Genomic DNA, 25,254 nt, shown 5'->3' with positions numbered 1-25,254 from the left:
TCGCTCAGCGGCGGCGGCGGCGATCGAGCTCGGGCAGCACGCCTTTGCCCGCCTGGACCGTCTCCTCCGGGTTGAACGGCGGCTCCTGCCGCCGCGACGACGCGGGGCGGTCCGGGATCGTGGTCGGCATCTCGTCGAAGTAGGGGCCGCTCGTCTCGACGATCGGCGGCGGCGGCGGCTCGCGGTCGCGATCGCGCGGGCGGCTCGAACGCGCGGGGGCGGTCGGCGCGGTGGGCGCGGTGGGCGCGGACGGCGCGGTCGGCGCGGTGAGGTGCGTCTGCGGCTCGGTCCAGCGCGGGGTCGTGCGCGGGCGCGAAGGCGCGGGCGGCGGCGCGTGGCGCGGCTGATAGATCTCGGTGTTGTCCTCCTCGTCGACGACGATCGGGATGTCGATCGAGTCGCTGTGCGGGCGCGACGGCGCGGCGGGACGCGAGGGCGGCGGCTCGGGGACGCGCCGAGATCGGGGCGGCTCGAAGATCGGGCCCGTCTCGCGGCGGGACCGCGGCGCGCTCGCCTGGCCGCCGAGGACGGGCGCGCGACGGCGCTCTTCCGGGGTGGGCGGCGGCGGGAGGCGGCTCGCGCTCGGCTCCGCGGCCGGCACCGGCGAGAGGTCGCGCAGGAACGCCTTCGCCGACTCGTAGCGATCGGCGCGGCTCTTCGCCATCGCGCGCGCGATGATGATCTCGAGCTCGGGCGGGATGTTCGGCCGGTAGTCGCGCAGCGGGCGCGGTGAGTTGTTGATGATCGCGAGGAGGAGCGCGTTGTAGTTCGGCGCGAGGAAGGGCCGCTTGCCGGCGATCGCCTCGTAGAGGACGACGCCGCACGCGTAGACGTCGACGCGGCCGTCGAGGTTGCGCTCGCCGCGCGCTTGCTCGGGCGACATGTAATAGGGCGTGCCCATCACCATGCCGGTGCGCGTGAGGTCGAGCGCGTCCTCGCTCGTCTGGAACTCGGGCAGCATCTTCGAGACGCCGAAGTCGAGCAGCTTGATGATCGGCTGCGCCCCCACGCGCCGCGCGAGGAAGATGTTCTCGGGCTTGATGTCGCGATGGATGATGCCCTTCTCGTGCGCGGCGACGAGGCCGGAGAGCACCTGCGACATGATCTCGACGACGTCGCCGTACGGAAGCCCGCCTTCCTTGCCGATGCGATCGGCGAGGGTCTGCCCGCCGAGGCGCTCCATCACGAGGAAGGGGCTGCCGTCCTCGAGCTGGCCGAGGTCGTAGACCTCGCAGATGTTGGGGTGACCGATGCCGCCCGCCGCGCGCGCCTCCTGTTGGAAGCGCTTCACCGCGACGCGCTTCTTCGCCTGCGACGGGCTCAGCACCTTCACCGCGACCTGCCGGCTGAGGCCGAGGTGCTCGGCGTCGTAGACGGTGCCCATCCCGCCTTCGCCGAGGATGCCCTTGATCTGGTAGCGACCGTTGATCGTCTTGCCGATCAGCTCTTCTTGCTCGCGGGTGGGCTCGCGGCCGGGAGACGGGGCGTCGGCGACGCGGGGCTTCGACGCGGCGGGCGGGGGCACGACGGGAGGGGCGCCGGCGCGGGCGGAGGCGTCCCGCGACTCGCGCGCTTCACGCGGATCGGCGGTCTGCCGGCGCGGCTCGAGGCGGAGCCCGGTGTTCGGGCACAACCGCTCCGACGCTGCATGCGGCATGCGGCAGTGTGGGCACCGGTAAAAACGCTGACTCATGAACGACGCGGCCGTCTCACAGGGTATCGACAGACCCGCCTTCGCCGCAACGCTCTCCAACTGGCCCCTGGCCTGGCCCCGGCCGGCCCGGGCCATATGGTCACGCACGCCAACCACCGAGAACGACTCGAGCGCGACGTTGGCGCGCTCGCTGCAACCGGCGCACGCGTGAAGGACGCCGTGCTCTGGCTCGGGCTCGCGCTGTGTGGAGGGGCGCTCGGCCTGGTCGCGCCGCTCGAGACGGCGTGCGCGGCGCTCGCGATCGCGATCCTGCTGCGGCGACGGAGGTGGCTCGTCGCGCTCGCCGCCGTCGCGCTCGCGATCGGCTACGGCCGCGCGGCGCTCACGCTACGCCGCTTCGAAGCCGCGCGCGCCGACGTCGTCGCGGAGGGCGGCTGGCCGACGCGCTGCACCTTCGCAGGCCACGTCGCGCGCTCCCCCGCCCTCATCGGCGGCGGCTACCGCATCATCGTCGACGCCGACCGCCTCGACTGCCACGGCGAGAAGCGCCCCGCCGCCAGCGCCCCCGAGCGCCCCGCCCGCCGGCTCGCGCCTCACGACGCTGGCGCGACGGGAGACGGTGCCGAACTCCAGCTCGCGCCTCACGACGCCGCCGCGGCGGGCGACGGTGCCGGGCGACGCGATACGCGGCTTGCGCTTCATGTCGATGCGGACGCGATGGTCGTGCCTGGACGTGGCGATCGGGTCGAGGGGATCGCGTCGCTTGCGCCGCCGTATCGGTTCTGGAACGACGGGGTCGGCGATCCGCGGCCTGCGTCGGCGCGGCGGGGTGTGTTGCTCTCCGGCGGCGCGGAGGACCTCGTCGTCGCGACGCGAGGCTTCGGCGCCGGCGCGCTGGTCGATCGCGCCCGCGTGCGGCTTCGCGCACGCATCGTCGCGACGTTCCCCGCCGACACCGCGCCGATGGCGCGCGCGCTCGTGCTCGGGGAGGACGACCTCGCCGACGTCGACGCGCGCGCGTTTCGCCGGAGCGGGCTCGCGCATCTGCTCGCGGTGTCGGGGATGCACCTCGTGCTCGTCGTCATGGGGTTCGTCGCGTTGCTGCGCGCGGCGCTCTTGCGCGTGCCGGCGATCGCGGAGCGCGGCGACGTCATGCGCGTCGCCGCGGCGGTGGGGATCCCCTGCGCCTGGCTCTACGCCGACCTCGCCGGCGGCAGCGGCTCCGCCATCCGCGCCGCGTGGATGTGCACCGTCGTGCTCCTCGCGCGCGCGCTCGGCCGGCGCACCGAGCCATGGCGCGCGCTCGGCCTCTCCCTCGTCGCGATGAGCATCGCCGATCCCCTCGCCGCCTTCGACGTCTCGTTCGTCCTCTCCGCCCTCGCCACCGGAGGCCTCCTCGCCCTCGCACGCCCGATCGAAGCGTGTATTGCTCAACGTCGGGGGCTTTGCCCCCGACACCCCCACCCCAGACACGGCCCTCGCGCGGAGCGCGAGGGTCGCTTCGCGACCGCTTTCGCGGCCGCTTCTGGGGCCCGGCTTGGGGAGGGAACCGGGGATGGGGGCGCCAGGGGCGGCGACACATGGGGCGACACATGGGGCGGCGACGCACGGGGCGACACATGGGGCGGCGACGCACGGAGCGGCGACGCACGGAGCGGCGACGCACGGGGCGACACATGGGGCGGCGACGCACGGAGCGGCGACGCACGGGGCGACACATGGGGCGGCGATGCGTCGGAGCGTGGGGCGTGGGGGGCGCGCGTTCTTGGGCGCGTTCTTGGGATCGTCGCGAAGCCGTTGGCGGCGACGGTGGGGGCGACCGTTGCGTGTGCGCCGGTGCTTGCGACGATTGCGCCGGAGTTGGCGCTTGGGGGGCTCGTCGCGAACCTCGTCGCGGTGCCGATCGGGGAGGCCGCGGCGCTGCCGCTCTGCCTCCTCCATGCGCTGCTCGGTGGCTGGGCGGACGCGGAGCGTGGATGCGCGCTCGCGGCGTCCGGCGCGCTCGTGCTCGTCCGTCTCGTCGCGCATTGCTTCACGTGGGCCACGGTCCCGATCCCCGCCCCGACCGCAGCGCAGCTCGCGGTGTGCGCCGTCGCCGCCGCCGCCGCCGCGCTCGCCGCTCGCCCGCGGCGCTGGCTCGGCGCCGCCGCCGTCTCCCTCGTCGCGCTCGAGCTGCTCGTCCGCGCGCGCGGCGCGCCGATCGGCGTATTGCGTGCAACTTACATCGACGTGGGGCAGGGCGACGCCGCGCTCGTCGACCTGCCCGACGGCTCCGCGCTGCTCATCGACGGCGGCGGCTTGGTGGGGAGCCCGATCGACGTGGGCGAGCGCGCGGTCGGGGCGCTCCTCGAAGCGCGGCGGCGGCGACGGCTCGCGGCCGTGATCCTCTCCCATCCCCATCCCGACCACTTCCTCGGCCTCACCGCCGCCCTCGCGCACGCGACGCCGGAGACGTTCTGGGACACGGGGCAGGGCGAGGACGAAGGGACCGGCGGCGCGTACGCCGAGCTGCTCCGCGAGCTCCGCGCGCGCGGCGTGCCCGTGCTCGGACCACGCGCGCTCTGCGGCGTGCGGCGGCTCGGCGGAGCGGTCGTCGAGGTGCTCGCGCCGTGCCCGTCCCTGGCGCCGGACCGCGGCGCGAACGACAACTCGTTCGTCGTGCGCATCCGCTACGGCGAGCGGGCGCTGCTCTTCGCCGGCGACGCGGAGCACACGGAAGAAGAGGAGCTCGTCCGCGGCGGCGTCGATCTCCGCGCCGACGTGCTGAAGGTCGGGCATCACGGCTCGCGCACGTCGTCGACGCCCGCGTTCCTCGCCCGCGTCGCGCCGGAGGTCGCGATCGTGTCGTGCGGCGTGCGGAACCGCTTCGGCCACCCCCACGGAGAGGCCCTCACGAACCTCGACGCCGCGCGGATACGTGTATTACGCACGGACCAGGAAGGCTCCGTCGTCGTGACGACCGACGGGCGCTCGCTCGACGTGCGCGCTCAGTTCCGCTCGACGACGCCGATGAACGGGAGGTTGCGATAGCGCTCCGCGAAGTCGAGCCCGTAGCCGACGACGAACTTGTCTTCGATCGTGAAGCCCAGGTAGTCGATCTGGACCTGCACCCGCGCGCGCGCGGGCTTGTGGAGGAGCGCGCAGACCTTCACGCTCCGCGGCTGGCGCGTGCGGAACAGGTCCATCAGGTGCGCGATCGTGAGGCCCGTGTCGACGATGTCCTCGACGATGAGGACGTCCTCGTCCGCGATCGGCTTCGAGAGGTCCTGCGTGATCTGCACGACGCCGCTCGACTCCGTGCCCTCGCCGTAGGACCGGACGCCGAGGAAATCGATCCGCACGTTGTGCATGTCGATCGCGCGGCAGAGGTCGGCGGCGAAGAGGAAGCTGCCCTTCAGGACGACCACGAGGACGAGGCTCCGGTCCTTGTAGTCCTTCGTGATCGTCGCGCCGAGCTCCTTCACCCGCGCGGCGATCTCCTGGTCGGACAGCATCGTGACGATACGTTCGCTCATGCTGCTGCCCCTTTCGGACAGGTGCGCGCGGAAGTAAAGAGGCAGACGCCATGATCGCTGCGAACAACGCGAGCAAACGCCTCGCCTTCCTCGAGAAGACCACCGCCGAGGGGTCGACCGATCCGCTCGCCTGGTACGGCCTCGCGATGGAGTACCGCAAGCTCGAACGCTGGGACGAGGCGCTCCAGACGTTCACCCAGCTCCGCGCGATGAAGCCCGACTACGTCGCGATGTACCTGATGTGCGGGCAGATGCTGGAGGGCATCGCGCGCGCGGACGAGGCGCGATCGTGGCTCGAGGCCGGGATCGAAGAGGCGAAGAAGAAGGGCGACAGCCACGCGCTCGGCGAGCTAGAGGCGGCGCTCGACCTGCTCGAGTGAAGCCCGGGAGCGGAGCGCGCGGCTCAGTTGCAGTACTGCGTGCACTTCAGCGTGCGGCCCGGGGGCCCCGACATCACGAGCTTCGTCTTGAGGGACGTCAGACACTCGGCCGCCGGCCCCCCGCGCGAGGGAGTCGTGCCGGCGACGCCGTCGAGCGCCCCGCGTCCGTCGAACGTCAGCGTGAGCTGGAGCTGGTTCGCCGCGGAGCCGCTCGAGGGACACCGCGCCGCCTCGTCGAGGAGCGGCATGAGACCATTTTCGATCTGACGCTGGTCCGCTGCCGAGAGGTTGGTCGCTCCGCTGTCCGTGACCTGCATGCAGACGAGCGAGCACCGGACCGCATGCTCTCCGCCGCCACGCGAGCGCGGCGCGATAGGCGCCGCGGACGCGCTCGGAGCGACGGGCGCGGCCGGCGCGGGCAGCGGCGTGACCGATGCCGCCGGCGTGGCGGACGCCGCCGGCGTGACGGACGCGGGCGCGGACGCGGCAGGCGCGGTCTCCGCCGCGCTCCCGACGGTGACGGAGCACACCTTGGCGAAGTGGCCCAGCACGCCGACCTCGGAGCGGTCCACGACGGCCACGCGCTTCAGGCGCGTCTGCTGCGCTGCCTTGTACGCCGACCCGTCACCGAACGAGAAGGAGACCGGATAGAACAACGCGAAACCGGCCGCGCAGCTCTCCGCGCTCCGCGTCTCGGGCTCATCGAGCGCGTTCTCGGTGACGGACTGGCTCGACTTCGTCGTGTTGATGAGCGTCCCGTTCAGCGGAGCGCGGTATGGATAAAGCCGGCCACATCCGGACGCGACGAACGCGATGGCCGCCATCTTCGCCATCGTGAGAAGCCGGCGTTGAAGCGCGTGATCGGAGGATCTCATCGCGCGCCCTTACTCGCCGTGGACGACCGTGCAGTGGCTGCCGTAGATGCCGAGGATCCCCATCATGTCGCTGTCGACGAGGCCGATCTTCGTGATGCCGCCGTTCTTCGCGGCCGTCGCCGCGCTGGCGTCGCCGATCGCGATGATCCCGAGGATGGAGAACGCGCAGGCCTCGCCGCGCTTTCCGCCGACGGGATTCGACGTCGCCGACTGATGTCCCTCGACACCGGTGTAGATGAGCCCTTGCACCGGCGCCTGGGTGGGCATGGCGCAACCAACCAACAGCGCAAACAACGGCGCGACGATGAGACCCCGCATGGTGAATGCAGGTATCATGTTCCTATCGTCGCGAGCAAGGGACCCCCGTCTGCTAAAGGAAGGGGCCGTGCGCGCCCTCGCCCCGTCTGCACGATGGCCCACGCGAAGCGCCTGCGTCTTCGCGCTCGGCCTCGCGAGCTCCGCGAGCGTCGCGCGCGCGGCGGAGGGCGAGCCTCCCGCGCCGCTCCGCTTCGCTCATCATGCGCGTGAGACGCGCGTCAGCGCCGGGTTGACGGCTTCGCGGAGCAACGACACACGCGACGTCTCGCGAACCGGCCTCCAGCTCGGGTTGGTGTTCGGCGCGTTTCCGCAGCTCCGCTGGTGGCGCGCGGGTGGCGCGTCCGGCGCCATGCTGCGCGCGGACGACAAGAGCCTCCTGCTGACGCTGCCGTACGTGGAGCTGACCGGCGGGGTGAGGCTCTCGGTCCTCGAGGCGTATGCATTCGTCGGCGTCTCGTGGCTCACGGCCGGCGTCGCGCGCGCCCGGTTCGCGATCGGCGGCGCCGCGCCGCGAGCCGGCGTCGCGTGCGGTGTGCAGACGAGCGCCGTCGCCGTGCACGCCTTCGCGGCGACCGAGTATCACCCTTTCGTGCTCGGGTCGGACGACGTCCGCTCGCTCGTCTTCGGCCTGTCGGCGGCGCTGATCGAGCGCCCCAGCCTCAGACCACGCTCGAGGTGATCGCGTTGACGAGCTCCTCGAAGTCGACGGGCTTGTAGAGGTAGCGCGCGAACCCCGCCGCGAGCGCGCGGTCGCGATCGGACTTCGCGACGTAGGCCGAGAGCGCGATGACGGGCTTCGCCCCGCCGAGCGAAGCCGGCAGCGCGCGGATGCGCTTCAGCAACCCGAAGCCGTCCTCCTCCGGCATCGCGATGTCGGAGATGACGACGTCGGGCTTCACGTCCTCGAAGAGCTCGAGCGCGAGCGCGACCGAGTCCGCCGTATGGACGGCGGCGCCACGCTGCTCGAGAACAGCTTGCATCAGCTCTCGAGCATCAGGGTCGTCTTCGACGACGAGGATGACGAAACGTGCCAGTTCCATCGCGGAGTACCGCGTCGCTGGGACAGTGTTGCAGGATCCCCGCCACGAAGCCCATGGACTGTAACCCTTCTGTTTGTCACGACAAACAAGCTGAAGGGATGAACCTCGTTGCCGCACGAGGCAGAGTGCCCCGATGTTCACGAGCCGGCGTGGTGCGACAGCCAGCGCGCAGCGTCGCGCACCATTTCCGCGAGGCGGCTCCGGCTGATGTGTCGCGTCATGTCGACGAGCCGTTCACGCACGCTCCGCTTCGGGAAGGTCAAGAGATCGAGCGCCTTCACGCCGAGCCCGTCGGCGATCTGCTTCAGTGTGTGGATGTTCGGGCGAACGAGGCCACGCTCGATGTTGGAGAGGTGGCCCTTGGAGCCCGTGTTGCTCTCCGCCGCGAGCTGCTCGATCGTCATTCCTTCTTCGAGCCGAAGTTTCCTGATCCGCTCACCCACGGCGAGAGACAGGCTGTCGGGCGCTTCCCTTCGAGGCATGATGCTGAGTTACGGAGCAACGCCCACGCCACCATGAGCGCGCCGTAGCGTCCCGGAACCGCGCGCGCGGTGCGCCAAGCGTGTCTCACGGTTGCCCCGCCGTGACAGGTTGACCCAACGCCGGCGCGGAGCCTCAGTCGCGCTTGCGGAGCGCGGCGAGGCGGGCGCGGATGCGCGCTTCCTCGCCGTGCTCGGTCGGCTCGTAGAGCGGGCCCTCTCCCGCGAGCTCGTCAGGGAGGTACGTCTCGCCGGGGACGACGCCTTCGTCGTAGTCGTGCGCGTACTTGTAGCCGGCGCCGTAGCCCTCTTGTTTCATCAGCTTCGTCACCGCGTTCCGGAGCTTCCGCGGGACCGGCAGCGCGCCGTGCTGCTCGATCAACGCGCGCGCCCGCTGCCACGCGTTCTTCACCGCGTTCGATTTGGGCGTGCACGCGAGGTAGATCGCGGCGTGCGTCAGCGGGTACATGCCCTCCGGCATGCCCATCCGCCGGAACGCCTCGTCCGCCGCGGTCACGACCATGAGCGCGCGCGGATCGGCGTTGCCGACGTCCTCGCTCGCGAAGATGAGCATCCGCCGGAGCACGAAGAGCGGGTCGTCGCCGGCGTCGAGCATCCGCATCATCCAGTACACCGCGGCGTCGGGATCGGAGCCGCGCATCGACTTGATGAACGCGCTGACGACGTTGTAGTGCTCCTCGCCCGCCTTGTCGTAGAGGAGCGGCGCCTTCTCCTCCGAGGCGGCGAGCGTCTCCACCGTCAGCGCGGTCTCTCCACGCGCGGCCGCGAAGGCCGCCGCCGACTCGAGGACGGTGAGCGCACGCCGGGCGTCTCCGCGCGCGAGCCGCGCGATCGCGCGGAGCGTCTCGTCCGCGACCGCGAGCGTCTGCGCGCCGAGCCCGTTCTCCGCGTCGCCGAGCGCGCGCCGCAGGATCGCGACGAGGTCGTCCTCGCGCAGCGACTCCAACCGGAAGACCTTGCACCGCGACAGGAGCGCGGCGTTCACCGCGAAGGAGGGGTTCTCCGTCGTCGCGCCGATGAGCGTGATCGTGCCCGCCTCGACGTGGGGGAGGAACGCGTCCTGCTGCGCTTTGTTGAAGCGGTGGATCTCGTCGACGAAGACGATCGTGCGCTCGCCCTTGAAGTCGCGCCGCTCCTTCGCCGCGGCGACGATCTCGCGGAGCTCCGCGATGCTGCCGAGCACGGCCGAGAACATGACGAACACGGACCTCGTCCGCTCCGCGATCACGCGGCCGAGCGTCGTCTTCCCGACCCCGGGCGGCCCCCAGAGGACGAGCGACGGGACGCGGTCCTTCTCGATCGCGCTCGCGAGGAGCTTGCCCGCCCCGACCACGTGCGCCTGGCCGACGTAGTCGTCCATCCGCGCGGGCCGCATGCGCTCGGCGAGCGGGACCGCGCCGCTCGCCGCCGCCTCCCGGCGCGCCGCCGCCGCGAACAAAGTCGGTGATTGTACCGCGGAGGGCGTGCGCGGACGTGCCACGCGCGAGAACGTAGCCAATGCGCGGCAGCGCCGCGAGGGGATGGTATTCTGGAGCGCTTTGCGTTCGTGCGTCCTCATGCTCCTCGCGATCGGCTGCGGCGCCGGCGCCTCGACCAACGAGGCGATGGAGCCCGCGACACCGCTCGCTGCCGATCTGCCCGAGCTCGAGATCCGAGCGGAGGGCGTCGATCGCTTCATGACCTGCCCGCCGCCGGGTGAGCTCGGCCAGCACTGGATCCCGCCCATCCCCCCGTGGTCCCCCCCGCCCGTCCCGGCCGACGCGGGCACGCGCCCCGTCGATCCCGACGTCCTGGCGCGGACGAGGGACCGCACGATGACGGAGATCGCGGTCGAGGCGACGTACAAGGACTTCCGCAGCTGCTACCGGAAAGGCCTCATTCGCCACCCGACGCAGGACGGCCGCGTCGCGATCGTCCTGCGCATCGACGGCGCCGGCAACGTCGCGAAGGTGGAGTCGTACGGCGCGTGCGAGCTCGCGCCCGAGTCGCTCACCTGCATGGTCGACGTCGCGCGGCGCCTCCGCCTCCCGCCTCCCGCGACCGGCTCCGAGACGGTGACGGTCCCGGCGACCTTCACCTCGCGCGACGGCGTGCGCCGCACGGTGCCGACCGCGAACGACGCGTACACCGCCGACGCGTACGTCGTGCTCGACTCCGCGCGCGCGAAGCTCCACGCCTGCGACGAGAGCGCGCGGCGCGCGGGCCGCGCCGTGGAAGCGACGGGGACGTTCTCGATGGACGTCGCGGTGGACGGACGCGTGACGAAGGCGCACGTCGATCCATGGACGGGAGACCAGTCGCTCCTCCAGTGCGCCGCGCGCGTGCTCGAAGGTCTGAAGTTCCGTCCCGCGACCGGTCAGAACGCAGGGCAGACGACGAAAGTGATCGCGAGACTCAATTTCAACCCTCGTCAAGGAAGTCGTTGAATTAAGACGACTGGTCACTCTGCTCCCAGATGACTGTCGTCCGCACGCGATCGCCCAGCTTGTGATCTCGAGCGAGAGCGGGCAGAACCAAAGGGCATGGCGAGCCCGAGAGCCGTCGTAATTCCTTTCGGAGTCCCCGACGACGGTCGCGGTCTCGGGTTGGGTCTCGCCGCGCTCGTGCACTGCTTCGCGTCGATCGACGGCGAGAGCGTCGCGCTCGCGCAGCTCCTCGCGCGGAAGCGCCGCGACTCCCTCACCGACGACGACGGCGACGACCGCGACGACACGAAGAGCGAGACCGCGCCGGTCGAGGCCTTCGTCCCGCCGCACGCGTGGAAGGACCTCACCGGCTCCTCCGCCGCGCCGCCGGGCGTGAGCTTCGTCGTCACCGGCGCGTTCGAGCCGCCGATCGACGGACGCGGCCTCATCCAGCTCCTCGTGTTCGACACGAAGGACGGCAAGACGCGCGCGAAGGTCGAGGCGCCGGTCGACGGCGAGAGCGCGGGCAAGACGCTCGCGGCCGCGTTCGAAGAGGCGTTCGCGCAGCTCGGCGGCGAGCTCGGCACCGTGCGCGACATCGACGATCTCTCGTGGGAGGCGCTCGAGAGCGTGCTCCGCGCGGAGCGTTGCGCGCTCCACGATCCGCTCCGCGGCGGTCCGCACGATCGGCTCGCGGCGATGGTCCACCTCGGCCGCGCGATCGGCGACGCGCCCGACGGCCGCTTCCCCGCGACGCGCCTCGCCGCGCTCGCCCTCGACGTCGCGGTCGGCGGGCCGACCGACACGAAGCTCGCGCAGGCCGCGCGCCGCGCGCTCGACCGCGCGCGCGAAGACGCGCCGAAGAACGCCGACCTCGTCGAGGCGCTCGCGGCGTTGAGCCTCCGCCTCGGCGACGCGGAGGAGGCCGAGAGCTACGCCCGCGACGCGCTCGCGATCGCGCCGGGGCGCCCGCGCATCTACGCGCTCCTCAGCGAGGCGCGCCGTTCGCGCGGCGATCTCGAAGGCGCGCTCGCCGCGATCGAGGACGGCCTCCTCCACGGCGCGAACGATCCGCTCTTGAACACGGAGCGCGGCATCGTCCTCGCCGAGCGCGGCAACGTCGAGCCGGCCGAGCGCGCGTGGCGCATGGTCCTCGACGAGCGCCCGCTCTATCCGCCCGCGTACACGAACCTCGCCGGCAGCCTCACCGAGCGGAAGGACGTCGTCGCCGCGACCGGCCTCGTCGACGACGCGCTCCGTCACGTCGCGGGCGCGCACCCCGACGTGCTGCGCCGCGCGATCCAGGTCTCGCTCGCGGTCGAGCCCGACGGCATCGCGCGCGCGGCCCGCGTCGCGACGCTCGCGAAGGTGCTCGTCGATCGCGCGCCGAACGATCCGTGGGCGCGGCTCACGCTCGGCCGCGCGCTCGCGCTCGGCGGCGACAAGGCCGGCGCGGTGCAGCGGCTCGGCGAGGTCGAGGCGCTCGCGGAGAACACGTCGCTCTCGGCGGAGGCGCAGCGCGGTCGCCTCGCGCTCGAGGACCCGCAGGTCTCGCTCGAGATCGACGCCGTCCTCCGCGCGGCCTACGCGGCCGCGAGCGAGGACCTCGAGACGATCGCGGCCCGCGCGCGCGGCCTCGCGATGCGGAGCAACGCGTGGCACGCGTGGTTCGCGGTCGGCATCGCGGAGCGCCGCCGCGAGCGCTGGCGCCCCGCGCGCGACGCGTTCCTCGAGGCGCTCAAGGTCGCGCCGGGCTGCACGCCGGCGCACATGGAGATCGTCGCCGCGCACGTCGCGCTCGGCGAGGCGGACGCGGCGCTCGAGCACGCGCGGCGCGCCTGCGAGCTCGAGGGCGAGTCGGCGCGCACGCTCGCCGTCCTCGCGACCGCGCTCCTCGCCGCCGGCAAGCGCGACGAAGCCGCGACCGCGATCGACCGCGCCCTCGCGCTCGACGCGACCGACGAAGCCAACCGCGCCCTCGCCGAACGCATCCGCACCCGCGGCCCGCGCGAGAGCTCGCTCCCCCGCCTCCGCGACATCTTCACCCGCTTCCGCCGGAAGTAGCGCCCACCTCACCGCGCGCCGAAGATCGCGGTGCCCACCCGCACGATCGTCGCGCCGCACGCGATCGCGACCTCGAGGTCGTCGCTCATGCCCATCGAGAGCTCGGGCAGCCGCGCGGCGCCGCCGTGGCGATCGCGCAGCGCGACGAGGGCCTCGAAGGCGCGGCGCGCGGCGTCGAGGTCGTGCGGCGGCATCGTCATGAGGCCGCCGAGGACGAGGCTCGGCTCCGCCGCGATCGCGTCGAGGAGCGCGCCCGCGTCCGCCGGCGCGACGCCGTGCTTCTCCGCTTCGCCGCCGGTGTTCACCTCGACGAGGACGCGAAGCGGCGGCGCGCCGGGAGGGACGCGCTTCGCGAGGGCGTGCGCGAGCGCGGCGGAGTCCACCGCGTGCACGAGGTGCGCGACCGGCGCGACGAGCTTCGCCTTGTTCGACTGGAGGTGCCCGATGAAGTGCCACCGAACGTCGGGCAGCTCTTCGCAGAGCTCGGCCGCCTTCTCCGCCAGCTCCTGCGCGTAGTTCTCCCCGAAGTCGCGCTGCCCCGCCGCGTACGCTTCGCGGATCGCCGCCGCAGGTTTGGTCTTCGACACCGCGACGAGCCGCACGCTCGCCGGATCGCGCCCCACCGCCCGCGCGGCGCGCTCGATCCGCGCGCGGACGTCGGCGAGCTGGGACGCGATGCTCATGCGAGCTCGTTGTCGCACGCTGCCGAGCGCGGGGCTAGGCTGTCCGTATGCGATCGGCGGCGAAGCAGCTGATTGTGGACCCGACGTTCTACCCAGAGACGGACGACATGGGTGTGGGCGAGCTCCAGCAGCTGATGAGGGAAATGCTTCGCCCGATGCTCGCGCGGTTCCTCGCCGAGCGCGGGATCGTCGCGCACGTCGGATCGAACCAGTTCATCTACTGGCAGCAGTTTGCTCCCACGCGCTCGATCGCGCCCGATATCTACGTCCTGCCGGGCGTTCCGCAGTCGCGTGTCGAGAAGATCTGGAAGCTCTGGGAGGAGTCCGTGGTCCCGAGCTTCTGCCTCGAGATCGCCTCGAACGACTTCCATACGGACTACGTCGCGATCCCGAACGCCTGCGACGAGATCGGCGTGAGCGAGCTCATCGTCTACGACCCCGAGCCCGGCGGCGACGACGAACGCATCACGTGGCAGGTCTTCCGCCGCGGCTCGAAGCGCGCCCGCCTCGAGCAGGTCCTCCGGACCGACGCCGCGAGCGTTCGCTCGACCCAGCTCGGTTGCTGGTTGACGGTCGTGGGCAAGGGAGACGAGCGCCGACTCCGCGTCGCCCGCGACGCCGCGGGCAGGGACCTCTACCCGACCGCAGCGGAGGTGGCCGCTGCCGCGCGCGACGCGGAGAACGCCGCGCGCGATGCTCTCCGGCGCGAGACGGCCACGCGCGAGTCCCTCGAAGTCGAGGTGGAGCGACTGCGGGCCGAGCTCGCGGTCGCGCAGGGTCGGAAGCGCAAGCCGACACGGCGCTGAGGCGTCAGCGCGAGTGTCGCGCGCGCGGGCGGGCGTGGAAGACCATCACGTCGGAGCGCTGCGTGAGCGGGCCGTGGGTGAAGTCGCCGTGGAGGGCGGTGACGTCGAAGCCGTTGTAGTGGAGGAGCGCCTCCATCTCGCGGGGGAAGAACTGGCGATGCGCGAGGGGCGTCATGCGCTCTTCACCTCGCTTCGGCTCGAACACCATCGAGACGAAGAGGACCTGACGGACGCGGTCGTAGTCGAAGTGCTCGCGGTAGCGGACGTGGCCGAGCGTGGGGTGCTCGAACGGCGGGATGCGGTACGGCGCGGCCGGGTCGCGCGCGAGGTCCTCCGGCATCGGCATCGCGACGTCGAAGACGAGCTCGCCGCGCGGCGCGAGGTGCTCCCTCACGCGCGCGAGCCACTGCTCGACGTCGGCGCGATCGTAGAGATGGAGCGCGGTGTTGAACGGGCAGATGACGAGCGGGAAGCGACGGCCGAGCTTCACCTTCCGGAGGTCGCCGTGCTTCGCCGTCACGCGCCGCCGCACCGCGACGGGCTCGCGCCGGAGCCGCGCGCGCAGGTCCGCGAGCATCGGGCGCGACGCGTCGACGCCGACGACCTCCACCCCCGCCTGCGCGATCGGGATCGCGATGCGGCCGTTGCCGATGCCGTGCTCGAGCACCGCGCCGTGCTCCTCCGCGAGCGCGCGGTAGTACACGACGTCGTCACGACGACGCGCGTAGGCCTGCGCGTAGTACGCGGGATCCTCGAAGTGCGCCGCGGCGCCGGCTTCGAGCTCGCGGTCTCTCACTCTCTATTAATAGAGGCCGGACTTCGCCATCGTCTCGATCCAATCCTCGACCGCCGAGTTGCTCGTGCGATCGAAGTGGACCTTGCCCGCGGCGATCTCGCGGAGGGCGGTGACGGCGGCCTTGTTCTTGGAGTGAACGAGCGCGCCCGAGCCCTTCATGAGCTGGCGGGTCCGGCGGGCGGCCAGAATCACGAGCGCGAAACGGTTCTCTTCACGCTCCAGGCAATCTTCGACGGTGACGCGCGCCATGGTTCTTCTCCGGGGGAGGACGGAAACTAGTCGTCCCGGCCGAAGGTCGCAAGCTTTTCCAAAGCGGCTAACCTCCCGGAATGGCTCTGCTCATTCAGCTGGCCCGCCACGGCGAGACCGCGGACAACGCGCGGCGGGTCTTCCAGGGCCAGGGCGGCAGCGGCCTCAACCGCCTCGGACGCGCGCAGGCGCAGCGCCTCGCGGAGCGCCTCCGGCACGCGCCGCCGGAGGCGATCTACGCGAGCGACCTCGAGCGCGCGGCCGACACCGCGCGCTATGTCGCCGAGGCGTGCGGGATGACGGTCACGCTCGACGAGGACCTCCGCGAGGTCGACGTCGGCCTCTGGACCGGAAAGGGCTACGACGAGATCGCGCGCCTCTACCCCGAGGAGTGGGCGGCGTGGGAGCACGGCCTCGACGTGCGCCGCGGCGGCGGCGAGACCTACGCGGAGCTCGCGGCGCGGGTGGAGCGCGCGGTCTCGCGCATCGCCGCGCGGCACGCCGACGGCTCACGCGTCCTGCTCGTCTCGCACGGCGGCTCGATCAAGAGCTGGGTCGCGCGCCTCCTCGGCGTGAACGCCGAGGGCCTCCGCGCCCTCGCCGGCGTCGCGAACACGGGGCTCACGCTCGTGGAGCGCGACGGCCGCGGTCGCCACCGCCTCCACTCCTGGAACGACGTCGCCCACCTCGACGGCCTCGTCGCCGCCGAGCACTCCGATTGAGCGCGCCGGGCGCTCCGCTACGGATCCAGGACGAGGCGGCCGAACGCGCTCGGGACGTGGAAGTTCGGCTTCGGCGTGCGCGTCGGGCTCCACGCGAGGTACCTCCGCGGCGCCTTGCCTTCCATGCGGTAGAGCGCGAGCGGCAAGGTCGCGCCCGCCGAGAGCGCGCCCACGATCTCGGGCGCGCGCAGCGTCGCCTCGATCGTCGCCGTGCGGGCCGCCTCGTCGACCTTCGTCGTGATGGTGGGCTTGCTCGACCACGCGATCTGCTGCTCGACGGAGAGCTTCTTCCCGCGGTCGATCTCGAGATCGAAGAAGTGCCCGCGCGGTCCGAGCTCGATCTCGAAGTAGCGATCGAGGTTGGTCGCGTCCGGCCCGACGAAGAGCTCGACGCAGTCCTCCTCGTAGAGCTTCGTCCGCTCCGTCTCGATCGGGCGCGTCGTGTCCACGTCGAGGCCGGCGCCCTCGAGCTTCCATTGCGTGTAGAGCGCATCTTTGTTCCACGCGAACCGCACCTCCGTGCGGATGCCCGCCTCCGCGCCGGACCAGTCCGTCGTGAACGCGACCGGCGGCGCCGTCTTCCACGCCTCCTCCACCGCGCCGGTCACGTGGACGGCGTGCGCGACCGGACGCGGGCTCGGGTCGGAGTGCAGCTCGAAGCCGTTCATCGAGACGAAGTGGACGGGCCGCTTCTTGCCCGCGTCGAGCAGCGCCGCGCCGTCGCCCTCGATCTTCACCGCCTCGAGATCGACCTCGAACCGCTTCGCCGCGGCGGTGATGAGCGGCGACGTGCGGTGCCCGCCGAGCTTCGCGGCGAGGTCGGCGTTGTCCCAGAGGCCGAGGAGCTGCGCGCCGACGCGATCGACGAGGATCGGGTTCGTCCCGCCGATCGCGACGTTCTCGGCGGAGGGCCAGCGCTTGCCGAAGCCGTCGCCGCCCATCGCCGGCGCGCCCTCGGCGAGCACGACGTCGGGGGCCTCGATCTCGAGGACGTCGACCATCCGCTCGGCGAACACCTCGAGCGACGAGAGGTAGGCCTTCTGGCCTTCGACGCGATCGGTGGCGAGGAGCTGGAGCGCGGCGGAGATCTCCTTGTGCATCACCTTCTTCTGATGCATCGCCGGCCTGCCGTCGGAGGTCATGACCGTTCCTTGCATCCCCTTGATCGCGAGCGAGACGACGCCGAAGCGATGCGCCTTCACCTTCGGCGCGGAGATGAAGAGGCCGCCGCGGAGGTGCTCCGCGACGACGCGCGGGACGAGGAGGGTCGGGACGTTCGTGCCCTCCATGCCGCCGATCCGCATCGGCTCGGCGGGCTTGTCGCCCTGCTTGTCGAAGACGCCGTCGTCGTCGAGCGCGACGAGCGGCACCTTCTCCTCCTCCGCCATCTTCGCGTAGCCGGACACCTTCGCGAGCTTGTTCCAGTTGGCGTTCGTGCCGTCCCAACCCTCCGCGATCGTGATCTTCGTGTGACCGCGCTCCTTCAAGCAGCGGACGATCCCGCGCACGAACTCGGGATCGGTCGTGCGCCCGCGCACGCCGTCGTCGCCGTCGTGCGTGGCGGGGTCCTTGAACCAGTCGAAGCCGCCGAGGTTCGGCTTGATCAGGACCGGCGTCTCCTTCGGACGCGCGGGGACGACCTTCGCGCAGAGGCGCTGCCCGAGCTCGCGCGGCGCCCCTCCTTCGAGGAGGACCACCGCGCTCGTGTCCGCTTTGATCCGAGCGCGATGCGCCGCCCGCAGCGCCGCGCCGTCGACGACGTCGGCCGCGACCGCAGGCGCGCCCGCCTCCGCCGCGCTCTCCATCCCGCCCGGCGACGCGCTCGACACGACGTCGACGACGGCGGACGGAAGCGCGGGAGCGGCGTCGACGGGCGTCGCCTTGGGCCGCTCACGACAGCCGGCGACGGCGAGGGCGAGGAGGAGGAGCGAGTGGACGCCGTGACCACGACGAATCCGCAGCAAACGCATGCGCGTGGGGACTATACTGCCGGCACATTGGGGAGTCGCGTCGGACAGGTCCTCGCCTCCAAGTATCGCCTCGACGAGCTCTTGGGCAGCGGAGGGATGGGGCACGTCTACCGCGCGCTGAACGTCCGCGCGGGGCGCACCGTCGCGATCAAGATCCTGCGCACCGAGCACGCGACGAACACGCCGATCGTCGACCGCTTCCTCCGCGAGGCGCTCGCGGCGAACCTCGTGCGCCACCCGAACGTCGTCGACGTGCTCGACGTCGACAAGGACGAGGACGGCGCGCCGTTCATCGTGCAGGAGCTCCTCGACGGCGAGGACCTCGCGAAGTACGTCGACCGCCGCGGCGGCCGGCTCAACCTCGAAGAGATCGAGATGTACCTCGTGCCCGTGATCGACGCGGTCGCGGAGGCGCACGCGCGCGGGGTCGTGCATCGCGACATCAAGCCGGAGAACGTCTTCCTCGCCACGCAGGGGACGAAGAAGATCCCGAAGCTCCTCGACTTCGGGATCTCGAAGGTGCGCTTGCCCGACATCAAGGCGACCGAGGTCGGGGTGATGATGGGCACGCCCGCGTACATGGCGCCGGAGCAGGTGCAGGGCTCACGCGACGCCGACCCGCGCACCGACGTCTGGGCGCTCGGCATCATGCTGTTCGAGCTGCTCGCCGGCCGCTTGCCCTACGACGCGGTCGACGCGCCGGCGCTGTTCGTCGCGATCGCGACGAAGGACGCGGAGCGCCTGCGCGACGTCGATCCCACGATCGATCCCAACGTCGCGCGCGTCGTCGAGCGCTGTCTGCGGCGCGCGCCCGACCAGCGCTACCCGAGCGCGAGCGAGCTCGCGCGCGACATGCGCCACGTCCTCGCGGGCGTCGAGCCGGAGCCCACCCTCCGGCGCTCGATCCCGCCCGCGGCGCTCCGCGGAACGGCCCCCTTCGAGGTGCCCGACCTCGCGCTGCCGGTGAAGGCGACAGCCGAGCCGTTCGAGCTCAAACGCAAGGCCGCCGAGACGATCCGCGACGCGCCCGCGCATTACGAGGACACCGAGTACCAATCCCCGCGCCAGCACACGGCGCCGCTGCTTTCATCGTCAGGGGCTTCGCCCCCGACACCCCCACCCCGGGACACGGCCCTCGAGGACTCGGGGCGCTTCGCGCCCGCTGTGGCGGCCGCATCCCGGGGGCCCGGTTCGGCCTCGGCGGGGCCGGTGGTGGCGGCGGGCTCGGCTTCGGTGTCGGCGGCGTCGTCGAGCCGGATGGCAGTGGATCAGGTGCTTCCTGGTGTCATGTTGGCGGGGTCGTCGACGTCGACGCAGCGGCGCGGGCCCTATGCGCCGGCGCAGCCGCCGGTGCGCGAGTCGCAGGACATGTCGTTCGTCGTCGGGCTCGCGGTCGTCGGGCTCGTCGGGCTCGGCACGACCGCGGTGCTGAGCGGAGTCTTTCCTCAACCTGGCGGCTTCGCCGTCTTGCCGCTCGTGATGAAGCCCGTCCCGTCGCAGGCGAACCTCGTCGTCCAGGCCGCGCTCGCGATCGGCGGCCTGTTCGTCGCGGGGAAGATCGCCCGCGGCGGAATGAGGCGCTGGAGCGACGAGCTCCCCGGCGGCCGCGGCGGCGCGGTCTTCTTCGCCGTCCTCGCGGGCGCGTTCCTGTTCGCCGCGGTGCAGCTCGGCCGCGCCGCCTGGTAGTCGCCCGCGATCACAGCGATCACCGCAAGGCGGCGATCAGCGCGCTGCAGTCCGAGTCGCTCGAGTTCTGAGCGCAATACGGCAGGAGGCACTCCGTCAACGTGCGCTCGGGGCCGTTGCAGCTCGCCTGGCACGCCGACGGGCGGCTGTTCAAGCAGCTCTGGTAGGCGTTCCGCTGCGCCGTGCAGTTCGCCTTCGGGCCCGCGCTGTCGAGGGCGGAGCAGAACGCGCCGCAGTCGCCTTTGATCGACGTGCAGCTCCCGGCCTGCGCCTCGGAGCAGAGCGTCGTGCAGCTCGCGTTTCGGTCGTTGCCCGCGGTGGCGGCGTCGTCGTCGTCACCGCAGGCGAGCCAAAAGGCGGCGACGAGAATGCAGGAAAAGACGCGTTTCGGCGTGGTCATCGCGCGAGCATACCGTACGCCGATCGATCAGCGCACCCTCGCGATCCGCGTCGCGTGACCGCAGGCACACGCACGCGCGCCGGATGCTCGAGGCGTCACGCGCCGTACATGATGTAGAGGTACATCACGCTCATCGAAGCGCCGGCCCACAGCGCGAACGCGAGCAGCGTCGTGAGACCGGTGCGAACGAACCCGGTCCACCCCTCGAGCTGGAAGAACTGCCGGTAGGCGATCGTGACGTAGACGAGCTGGAACGCGATCCGCGTGAGGTTGAACGCGAGCGGGTTCGGGAACACGTGCGCGAACGGCGTGAGGACGAGCGCCTCCACCGCGTGCACGAAGCCGACGAAGAAGATCTGAGCGGTCAGCATCTCCGCGAAGCGCACGTTGCGACGGCGGAAGAAGAGCCAGAAGACCGTCGTGAAGATGGGGAGCGCCGCGAACGTGACGACGTTCTGGTAGCGCTCGATGAGCAGGTTCAAGCGATCCTGGCGCACGAAGATCGCGCGGAGCGCCGGGTCGGCGTCGCTCGGCAACAGGTGCGCCTGCGCCGTGTACGGGTGGACGAGCGCATTCATCGTGATGCACACGCCGAGGACGAGGACGAGGAACGCGAACGGGTTGAAGTAGCGCTTCCGCTTGCCCTCGAGCGCGTACTCGCGCGCGACCACGCCGGGGCGAAGCGCGAGCGCCTTCATGAGCGAGAGCACGCTCTTGTCGGCGTGGACGAGCGCGTGAAAGGCGTCGGGGACGATGTCGTGGAGCGCGAGCCGGCCGACGGCGGCTCTCTGGCCGCAGCCGGCGCAGAACCTGAAGTCCTCCTCCACCGGGCGATCGCAGTTGGGGCACGCGCTCCCGCGCACCACGACCGTGCGATCGAGCTCCGTCTGCTCGACGACCCGAAACTGAAAGCGAAGCGGTAAGCGATGGGTGTTCATGCCCGGCGCGTGTTCTTACGAGCCCAGCAGGATTTGTCGCCTGAAATTGGCCCGCGTAGAGGTGCGGCGCCGGGAACGGCCGAGCTCAGGCGGCCCAAGCTTTTCCGGGCTCGCGCGTATATGCTCGAAGGGTGCGCGGACATCGTCGTCTCTTCGCTCTGATCGGGCTCTCGCTCGCGCTCGTCGCGCCGGTCGCGCACGGCCAGGACTTCGATCCGCGCGGCCGCCACAAGCCGAAGCCGGGACCCGCCAAGCCCGGCCCCGGCAAACCCGGCCCCGCGAAGCCGGGGCCCGCGAAGCCCGGCCCCACCAACCCGGACGTCGGGCAGTCGCAGACCGTCCTCATCGAGCGCTACACGAAGATCGTCCTCTCGCAGCCCGGCTCGCCGTTCCCGCTCCAGCGCCTCGCGCAGCTCTATCGCGACAAGGACGGCAACCTCAACAACCTCGTGAAGGACCTCGAGACGAGGGCGGCGCAGGCCGGCGCCGAGCAGTACGCGGCGACGGTGTCGCTCGCCGGCGTCTACAAGATCGACGGGCGCGCCGACGACGCGGTGAAGACGTACGAGAAGGCGATCGGCCTCAAGAACACCGATCCCGTCGCGCTCCTCGCCTTCGCGCGCCTCTTGCAAGACCGCGGCGACGTCGCCGCCGCGCGCAAGCGCTACGAAGAGGCGCTCGCGCTGCAGACGGTGCCCGCCGACAAGGAGCAGACCGTCCGCACGCTGATGACGCTCGCGCTCGACGCGAAGGACTGGGCGGCGGCGAAGGGCTTCCACGCGCAGCTCGTGAAGATGCAGCCGACGAGCCTCTTCGTGAAAGGTGAGCTCGCGCGCGAGCTGTACCAGCGCGCGGAGTACGACCGCTCGGAGGCGGAGTTCAAGGAGCTCGTCGCCGCCTCGCAGGGCGACAACCGCGCGCTCGCGCCGGCGCTGAAGGACCTCGGCAAGGCGCAGGCGAAGGCGCACAAGAACCAGGAGGCGCTCGCCACCCTGAAGAAGGCGCTCCAGAGCGCGGGCCAGGAAGCGGCCGTGCGCGCCGAGATCTACGAGACGATCAGCGAGATCTACCGCGCCGATCAGCAGCTCCCGATCCTCATCAAGCAACTCGAGGACGAGCACCCGACCGACTTCCAGCGCCTCGCGCTCCTCGGCGCGCTCTACGAGGAGACCGGCGACAGCGCGAAGGCGCTCCAGACCTACGCGAAGGCGCTCGCGGTGAACCCGCGCCAGATCGATCTCCGCCTCAAGATGATCCGCGTCCTGCAATCGCAGGGCGAGCTCGACAAGGCGATCACTGAGTACGAGGCGCTCATCCGCGCCGCCCCGAACAACCCGCAGTTCGTGTTCGATCAGTGCGAGGCGCTCATGCAGCGCGGCGATCGCACGCGCGCGATGAAGCTCCTCGTCGAGCTCGAGGCGCGCGGCCAGAACGACGAGGAGGTGCTCTCGCGCCTCGCCGACTTCTACGGCCGCATCGGCGAGAACGAGCGCTCGCTCAAGGTGCTCACCCGAATCGTAGGCATCAACACGAACGACCCCGGCCACCTCGTCGACCTCGGCGATCGCTACTTCCAGGACGGCAACCAGCAGCTCGCGGTCCAGACCTGGAAGCGCATCCTCACCACGATCACGCCGCGCGCGCGCGCGCTCTCCGCGCTCGGTGAGGTCTACATGGAGCACGACATGCTCGCCGACGCGCTCCAGTCGTTCCGCGAGGCGACGCAGCTCGAGCCGAGCAACGTCGGCTACAAGAAGCAGCTCGCCTCCGCGCTCGAGCGCTCCAAGAGCTACAAGGAGGCGCGCGTGCTCTGGCAGGAGCTCGCGGAGAAGGCGAAGGCGACGAACGACAAGCTGCTCGCGCGCGAGTCGCGATCGCGCATCGTCACGCTCTGGGGCTTCGAGCACGTCCTCGACAGCCAGATCGCCCCGCTCAAGGCGAAGTTCGAGGGCAAGCCGCCCGACGTCGAGGCGGGGCGCATGCTCGCCGAGGTGCAGCTCCATCTCCGCACCCACCTCGCCGAGAGCGAGCAGACCTTGCGCCGCGTGATCGAGCTCGCGCCCGGCGACACCGAGAGCTACCTCGCGCTCGAGCGCGTCCTCGTCCAGGAGAACAAGATCGCGGACGCGATCGTGGTGCTCGAGAAGCTCATCGCCGTCGACCCGAAGAGCGCGCGCCAGCTCTACCAGCGCATGGCCGACTACGCGATCAGCCTCTACCGCGACGAGGACGCGATCAAGTACGCCGCGCGCGCGGTGGAGCTGAACCCCGACGACGCCGAGGGCCACCACAAGCTCGGGATGCGCTACCGCCAGCGCGGCGACATCGAGCACGCGATCCTCGAGTTCCGCGCCGCGATCGCGAAGAACGACCGCCTCTTCCCGGTATACCTTGAATTGGCCGATCTGCTGCTTTCCAAGGGTCAGACGGATGAAGCGGATCGCCTCTTTCGCCGCGTCCTCCGCGGCGCGCCCGACGAGGAGCTGGTCTCGCGCGCGGCGCGGCTCTCGATGCAGATCAACCTCGGCAAGGGCACGCTCGAGTCGCTCGAGCAGGAGCTCTTGCCGCTCGCGATCGGCAACCCGCAGAAGAAGATCTACCGGCGGCTCCTCGTCGAGATCTACGGCAACCTCACCTTCGCGCTCGTCCAGCGCGTGCGGCACGGCAGCGGCAAGGACGCGGAGGACGCGAAGGCGGCGCTCGCGCGCATCGGCGGCCGCGCGGTGAAGCCGCTCCTCGACGCGCTCGCCGACGGCGACGCGGGCCAGCAGCGCATCGCGATCGACGTCCTCGGCTACGTACAGAACAAGAACGCGTCGACCGCGCTCTTCACGTTCGCGACCGGCCAGGGCGAAGGTCCGCTCCGCACCCGCGCGATGCTCGCGTGCGGCGCGCTCAAGGACCCGGCCCTCCTCCCGAAATACGAGGGCCTCCTCTTCCCGCGCGAGGGCGGCGGCGACGCGATGGCGTCGGACACGGTCGCGCGCGCGGCGTCCTGGGCCGTCGCCCGCCTCGGCGACCGGCGCGCGATCCCGCTCCTGAAGCGCGTCGCGCAGAAGGGCTCCCCCGACATGCGCGCGTTCGCGGTGCTCGGCCTCGGCGCGCTGAAGGACAAGCCGTCGGTGCCGATCGTCGCGCAGACCGCGAAGTCGCTCGAGGCCGGAGGAGCGGCGCGCGCGGCGGCGGCCTACGCGCTCGGCGAGATGGACGCGACGAGCGAGGTGACGTCCCTCGTCACGATCGCGGAGGACTCCGATCCGCTCCCGCGCCAGATGGCGCTCCTCGCGATCGGGCGGATGAGCGCGCGCGCCGGCAAGGCCGAAGCGCTCGGCGGCAAGGCGAGCCTCCACGCGATGACGGACGCCGTGTTCGCGGGCGAAGGAGAGAGCGCGCGGGCGCGGCGCTCGTCCGACTCGCTGCGCCAGGCCGCGACCGCGGCGCTCGTGATGGTCGCGACGAAGACGGCGGGCGACGGCCTCTCCGCCGGCGTCCCCGCTCCCGACGACGACGTGGAGGCGGAGACGACGCTCGATCAGCTCGTCCCCAAGAACCTCCCCGCGAAGGACCGCGCCGCCGCGCTCGTCGCGTTCTCGGAGTCGCTCGAGCGCTCCGCGACCGGCGCGCTCGCGACCTCGACCGAGCGCGCGCGCGCCGTGCTCGACGCGATGGGCACGCGCGAGGGCACGCTCGAGCCGTTCCTCTTCGCCGCGGAGGACACGCCCGACCTCGCCGCCGCGCGCGCGAAGGTGAAGGCGATCAGCGCCGCGATCGAGCCGAGCGTGGTCGCGCTCTCCCGCCACCCCGACCCCAGCGTGCGGATGAAGGCGATCGTGCTCCTCGCGCGATCGAAGTCGGAGGCCGCGAGCTCCGCCATCGCGCGCGCTGTCACGGACTCGAGCGACGCGGTGCAACGCGTCGCGCTCTCGTCGATCGGCACGAGTGCGGAGCGGCGGCCGGACACCGCCGCCGTCGCCGCCGCCTCGAAGGTCATGCGCTCGCACGAGAGCTGGGCGATGCGCGTCCTCGCCGCGCAGGCGCTCGGACGCCTCGGCGGCGCGGAGGCGACGAAGGCGCTGAAGGAGGCGGCGACGAAGGAGCCCTACGCGCTCGTCCGCGAGGCTGCCCTCGTCGCGCTCTCGAGCTACGACAAGAACGAAGCCGCGGCCCTCGCCACGCAGATGGCGACCCACGACGCGGAGCCCCGCGTCCGCGAGACCGCCACCCGCATCCGCAGCCGCTGATGCGGTCCGCCA

At 71.7% G+C, this 25,254-nt stretch carries 22 protein-coding genes; 9 read left to right on the top strand and 13 right to left on the bottom strand.

Features of this window, described 5'->3' with window-relative positions; translation table 11 throughout:
• Positions 1-4 precede the first annotated feature (4 nt).
• Positions 5-1,657 (bottom strand): serine/threonine protein kinase, encoded by a 1,653-nt coding sequence (locus KF837_13720; GenBank protein ID MBX3228373.1) that lies wholly within the window; start codon positions 1,655-1,657, stop codon positions 5-7.
• Positions 1,658-1,861: 204 nt separating this feature from the next.
• Between KF837_13720 and KF837_13715 the strand changes: the two genes are divergently transcribed.
• The gene (locus tag KF837_13715) at positions 1,862-4,684 is read left to right on the top strand and encodes a ComEC/Rec2 family competence protein (GenBank protein MBX3228372.1); all 2,823 of its coding nucleotides are present in this window, start codon (positions 1,862-1,864) and stop codon (positions 4,682-4,684) included.
• On the opposite strand, the gene hpt is transcribed toward KF837_13715, so the two are convergent.
• Positions 4,642-5,169, bottom strand: a complete 528-nt coding sequence (gene hpt, locus KF837_13710) for a hypoxanthine phosphoribosyltransferase (protein ID MBX3228371.1) — start codon at positions 5,167-5,169, stop codon at positions 4,642-4,644. The genes KF837_13715 and hpt overlap by 43 nt on opposite strands.
• A gap of 50 nt (positions 5,170-5,219) precedes the next feature.
• Between hpt and KF837_13705 the strand changes: the two genes are divergently transcribed.
• Positions 5,220-5,549 (top strand): tetratricopeptide repeat protein, encoded by a 330-nt coding sequence (locus tag KF837_13705; GenBank protein MBX3228370.1) that lies wholly within the window; start codon positions 5,220-5,222, stop codon positions 5,547-5,549.
• A gap of 23 nt (positions 5,550-5,572) precedes the next feature.
• Here KF837_13705 and KF837_13700 read toward each other — a convergent pair whose 3' ends face one another.
• Entirely contained in the window at positions 5,573-6,424 is an 852-nt protein-coding gene (locus tag KF837_13700) for a hypothetical protein (GenBank protein MBX3228369.1), read from the bottom strand.
• A 9-nt stretch (positions 6,425-6,433) separates the two neighbouring features.
• Positions 6,434-6,691, bottom strand: coding sequence for a TRL-like family protein (locus tag KF837_13695; protein MBX3228368.1), 258 nt, complete (start codon positions 6,689-6,691; stop codon positions 6,434-6,436).
• Between the two features lie 118 nt (positions 6,692-6,809).
• On the opposite strand from KF837_13695, the gene KF837_13690 reads away from it, so the two are divergent.
• On the top strand, positions 6,810-7,421 hold the full coding sequence (locus KF837_13690; GenBank protein ID MBX3228367.1) for a hypothetical protein: 612 nt from the start codon (positions 6,810-6,812) through the stop codon (positions 7,419-7,421).
• Here KF837_13690 and KF837_13685 read toward each other — a convergent pair.
• The 3 genes from KF837_13685 to KF837_13675 form a co-directional block, all read right to left on the bottom strand.
• Entirely contained in the window at positions 7,402-7,722 is a 321-nt protein-coding gene (locus KF837_13685; protein MBX3228366.1) for a response regulator, read from the bottom strand. The two genes, KF837_13690 and KF837_13685, sit on opposite strands and share 20 nt — an antisense overlap.
• Positions 7,723-7,919: 197 nt before the next feature.
• Entirely contained in the window at positions 7,920-8,186 is a 267-nt protein-coding gene (locus KF837_13680) for a helix-turn-helix transcriptional regulator (GenBank protein MBX3228365.1), read from the bottom strand.
• A gap of 211 nt (positions 8,187-8,397) precedes the next feature.
• Complete coding sequence (locus KF837_13675) at positions 8,398-9,657, bottom strand: replication-associated recombination protein A (GenBank protein ID MBX3228364.1); 1,260 nt, start codon at positions 9,655-9,657, stop codon at positions 8,398-8,400.
• A 163-nt stretch (positions 9,658-9,820) separates the two neighbouring features.
• On the opposite strand from KF837_13675, the gene KF837_13670 reads away from it, so the two are divergent.
• Together KF837_13670 and KF837_13665 are read left to right on the top strand one after the other, a co-directional pair.
• Positions 9,821-10,708 (top strand): AgmX/PglI C-terminal domain-containing protein, encoded by an 888-nt coding sequence (locus tag KF837_13670; protein MBX3228363.1) that lies wholly within the window; start codon positions 9,821-9,823, stop codon positions 10,706-10,708.
• 159 nt (positions 10,709-10,867) lie between these two features.
• Positions 10,868-12,751, top strand: coding sequence for a tetratricopeptide repeat protein (locus tag KF837_13665; GenBank protein ID MBX3228362.1), 1,884 nt, complete (start codon positions 10,868-10,870; stop codon positions 12,749-12,751).
• 8 nt (positions 12,752-12,759) lie between these two features.
• Here the strand turns inward: KF837_13665 and KF837_13660 are convergent, their stop codons facing one another.
• On the bottom strand, positions 12,760-13,434 hold the full coding sequence (locus KF837_13660; GenBank protein MBX3228361.1) for a YggS family pyridoxal phosphate-dependent enzyme: 675 nt from the start codon (positions 13,432-13,434) through the stop codon (positions 12,760-12,762).
• 47 nt (positions 13,435-13,481) lie between these two features.
• Between KF837_13660 and KF837_13655 the strand changes: the two genes are divergently transcribed.
• Positions 13,482-14,240 carry a Uma2 family endonuclease gene (locus KF837_13655; protein MBX3228360.1) on the top strand — a complete coding sequence of 253 codons (759 nt, stop codon included), beginning with the start codon at positions 13,482-13,484 and terminating at the stop codon, positions 14,238-14,240.
• A 4-nt stretch (positions 14,241-14,244) separates the two neighbouring features.
• Here the strand turns inward: KF837_13655 and KF837_13650 are convergent, their stop codons facing one another.
• Positions 14,245-15,036, bottom strand: coding sequence for a class I SAM-dependent methyltransferase (locus tag KF837_13650; protein ID MBX3228359.1), 792 nt, complete (start codon positions 15,034-15,036; stop codon positions 14,245-14,247).
• A 6-nt stretch (positions 15,037-15,042) separates the two neighbouring features.
• Positions 15,043-15,285 carry a DNA-directed RNA polymerase subunit omega gene (gene rpoZ, locus KF837_13645; protein ID MBX3228358.1) on the bottom strand — a complete coding sequence of 81 codons (243 nt, stop codon included), beginning with the start codon at positions 15,283-15,285 and terminating at the stop codon, positions 15,043-15,045.
• A gap of 80 nt (positions 15,286-15,365) precedes the next feature.
• Between rpoZ and KF837_13640 the strand changes: the two genes are divergently transcribed.
• Positions 15,366-16,007, top strand: coding sequence for a histidine phosphatase family protein (locus KF837_13640; protein MBX3228357.1), 642 nt, complete (start codon positions 15,366-15,368; stop codon positions 16,005-16,007).
• A gap of 17 nt (positions 16,008-16,024) precedes the next feature.
• Here KF837_13640 and KF837_13635 read toward each other — a convergent pair whose 3' ends face one another.
• Positions 16,025-17,977 (bottom strand): DUF362 domain-containing protein, encoded by a 1,953-nt coding sequence (locus KF837_13635; protein MBX3228356.1) that lies wholly within the window; start codon positions 17,975-17,977, stop codon positions 16,025-16,027.
• A gap of 27 nt (positions 17,978-18,004) precedes the next feature.
• On the opposite strand from KF837_13635, the gene KF837_13630 reads away from it, so the two are divergent.
• Positions 18,005-19,663 (top strand): protein kinase, encoded by a 1,659-nt coding sequence (locus KF837_13630; GenBank protein ID MBX3228355.1) that lies wholly within the window; start codon positions 18,005-18,007, stop codon positions 19,661-19,663.
• A 19-nt stretch (positions 19,664-19,682) separates the two neighbouring features.
• Here the strand turns inward: KF837_13630 and KF837_13625 are convergent, their stop codons facing one another.
• Entirely contained in the window at positions 19,683-20,063 is a 381-nt protein-coding gene (locus KF837_13625) for a hypothetical protein (protein MBX3228354.1), read from the bottom strand.
• A gap of 95 nt (positions 20,064-20,158) precedes the next feature.
• Positions 20,159-21,001 (bottom strand): DUF3667 domain-containing protein, encoded by an 843-nt coding sequence (locus KF837_13620; protein ID MBX3228353.1) that lies wholly within the window; start codon positions 20,999-21,001, stop codon positions 20,159-20,161.
• 131 nt (positions 21,002-21,132) lie between these two features.
• Between KF837_13620 and KF837_13615 the strand changes: the two genes are divergently transcribed.
• Positions 21,133-25,242 carry a HEAT repeat domain-containing protein gene (locus KF837_13615; GenBank protein MBX3228352.1) on the top strand — a complete coding sequence of 1,370 codons (4,110 nt, stop codon included), beginning with the start codon at positions 21,133-21,135 and terminating at the stop codon, positions 25,240-25,242.
• Positions 25,243-25,254 lie beyond the last annotated feature (12 nt).

It is taken from the genome of Labilithrix sp. (assembly GCA_019637155.1).
Classification (GTDB): domain Bacteria; phylum Myxococcota_A; class Polyangia; order Polyangiales; family Polyangiaceae; genus Labilithrix.
The sequence above is the reverse complement of the archived record's forward strand: the minus strand, read 5'-3'. Positions and strand labels throughout refer to the sequence as shown.

What these genes read in the sequence shown, in the direction of transcription:
- KF837_13720 (MBX3228373.1), bottom strand. Translation starts at nt 1,657, where the DNA reads ATGCCGCATGCAGCGTCGGAGCGGTTGTGCCCGAACACCGGGCTCCGC.
- hpt (MBX3228371.1), bottom strand. Translation starts at nt 5,169, where the DNA reads ATGAGCGAACGTATCGTCACGATGCTGTCCGACCAGGAGATCGCCGCG.
- KF837_13705 (MBX3228370.1), top strand. Translation starts at nt 5,220, where the DNA reads ATGATCGCTGCGAACAACGCGAGCAAACGCCTCGCCTTCCTCGAGAAG.
- KF837_13700 (MBX3228369.1), bottom strand. Translation starts at nt 6,424, where the DNA reads ATGAGATCCTCCGATCACGCGCTTCAACGCCGGCTTCTCACGATGGCG.
- KF837_13695 (MBX3228368.1), bottom strand. Translation starts at nt 6,691, where the DNA reads ATGCCCACCCAGGCGCCGGTGCAAGGGCTCATCTACACCGGTGTCGAG.
- KF837_13685 (MBX3228366.1), bottom strand. Translation starts at nt 7,722, where the DNA reads ATGCAAGCTGTTCTCGAGCAGCGTGGCGCCGCCGTCCATACGGCGGAC.
- KF837_13680 (MBX3228365.1), bottom strand. Translation starts at nt 8,186, where the DNA reads ATGACGATCGAGCAGCTCGCGGCGGAGAGCAACACGGGCTCCAAGGGC.
- KF837_13675 (MBX3228364.1), bottom strand. Translation starts at nt 9,657, where the DNA reads ATGCGGCCCGCGCGGATGGACGACTACGTCGGCCAGGCGCACGTGGTC.
- KF837_13660 (MBX3228361.1), bottom strand. Translation starts at nt 13,434, where the DNA reads ATGAGCATCGCGTCCCAGCTCGCCGACGTCCGCGCGCGGATCGAGCGC.
- KF837_13655 (MBX3228360.1), top strand. Translation starts at nt 13,482, where the DNA reads ATGCGATCGGCGGCGAAGCAGCTGATTGTGGACCCGACGTTCTACCCA.
- rpoZ (MBX3228358.1), bottom strand. Translation starts at nt 15,285, where the DNA reads ATGGCGCGCGTCACCGTCGAAGATTGCCTGGAGCGTGAAGAGAACCGT.
- KF837_13640 (MBX3228357.1), top strand. Translation starts at nt 15,366, where the DNA reads ATGGCTCTGCTCATTCAGCTGGCCCGCCACGGCGAGACCGCGGACAAC.
- KF837_13635 (MBX3228356.1), bottom strand. Translation starts at nt 17,977, where the DNA reads ATGCGTTTGCTGCGGATTCGTCGTGGTCACGGCGTCCACTCGCTCCTC.
- KF837_13625 (MBX3228354.1), bottom strand. Translation starts at nt 20,063, where the DNA reads ATGACCACGCCGAAACGCGTCTTTTCCTGCATTCTCGTCGCCGCCTTT.
- KF837_13620 (MBX3228353.1), bottom strand. Translation starts at nt 21,001, where the DNA reads ATGAACACCCATCGCTTACCGCTTCGCTTTCAGTTTCGGGTCGTCGAG.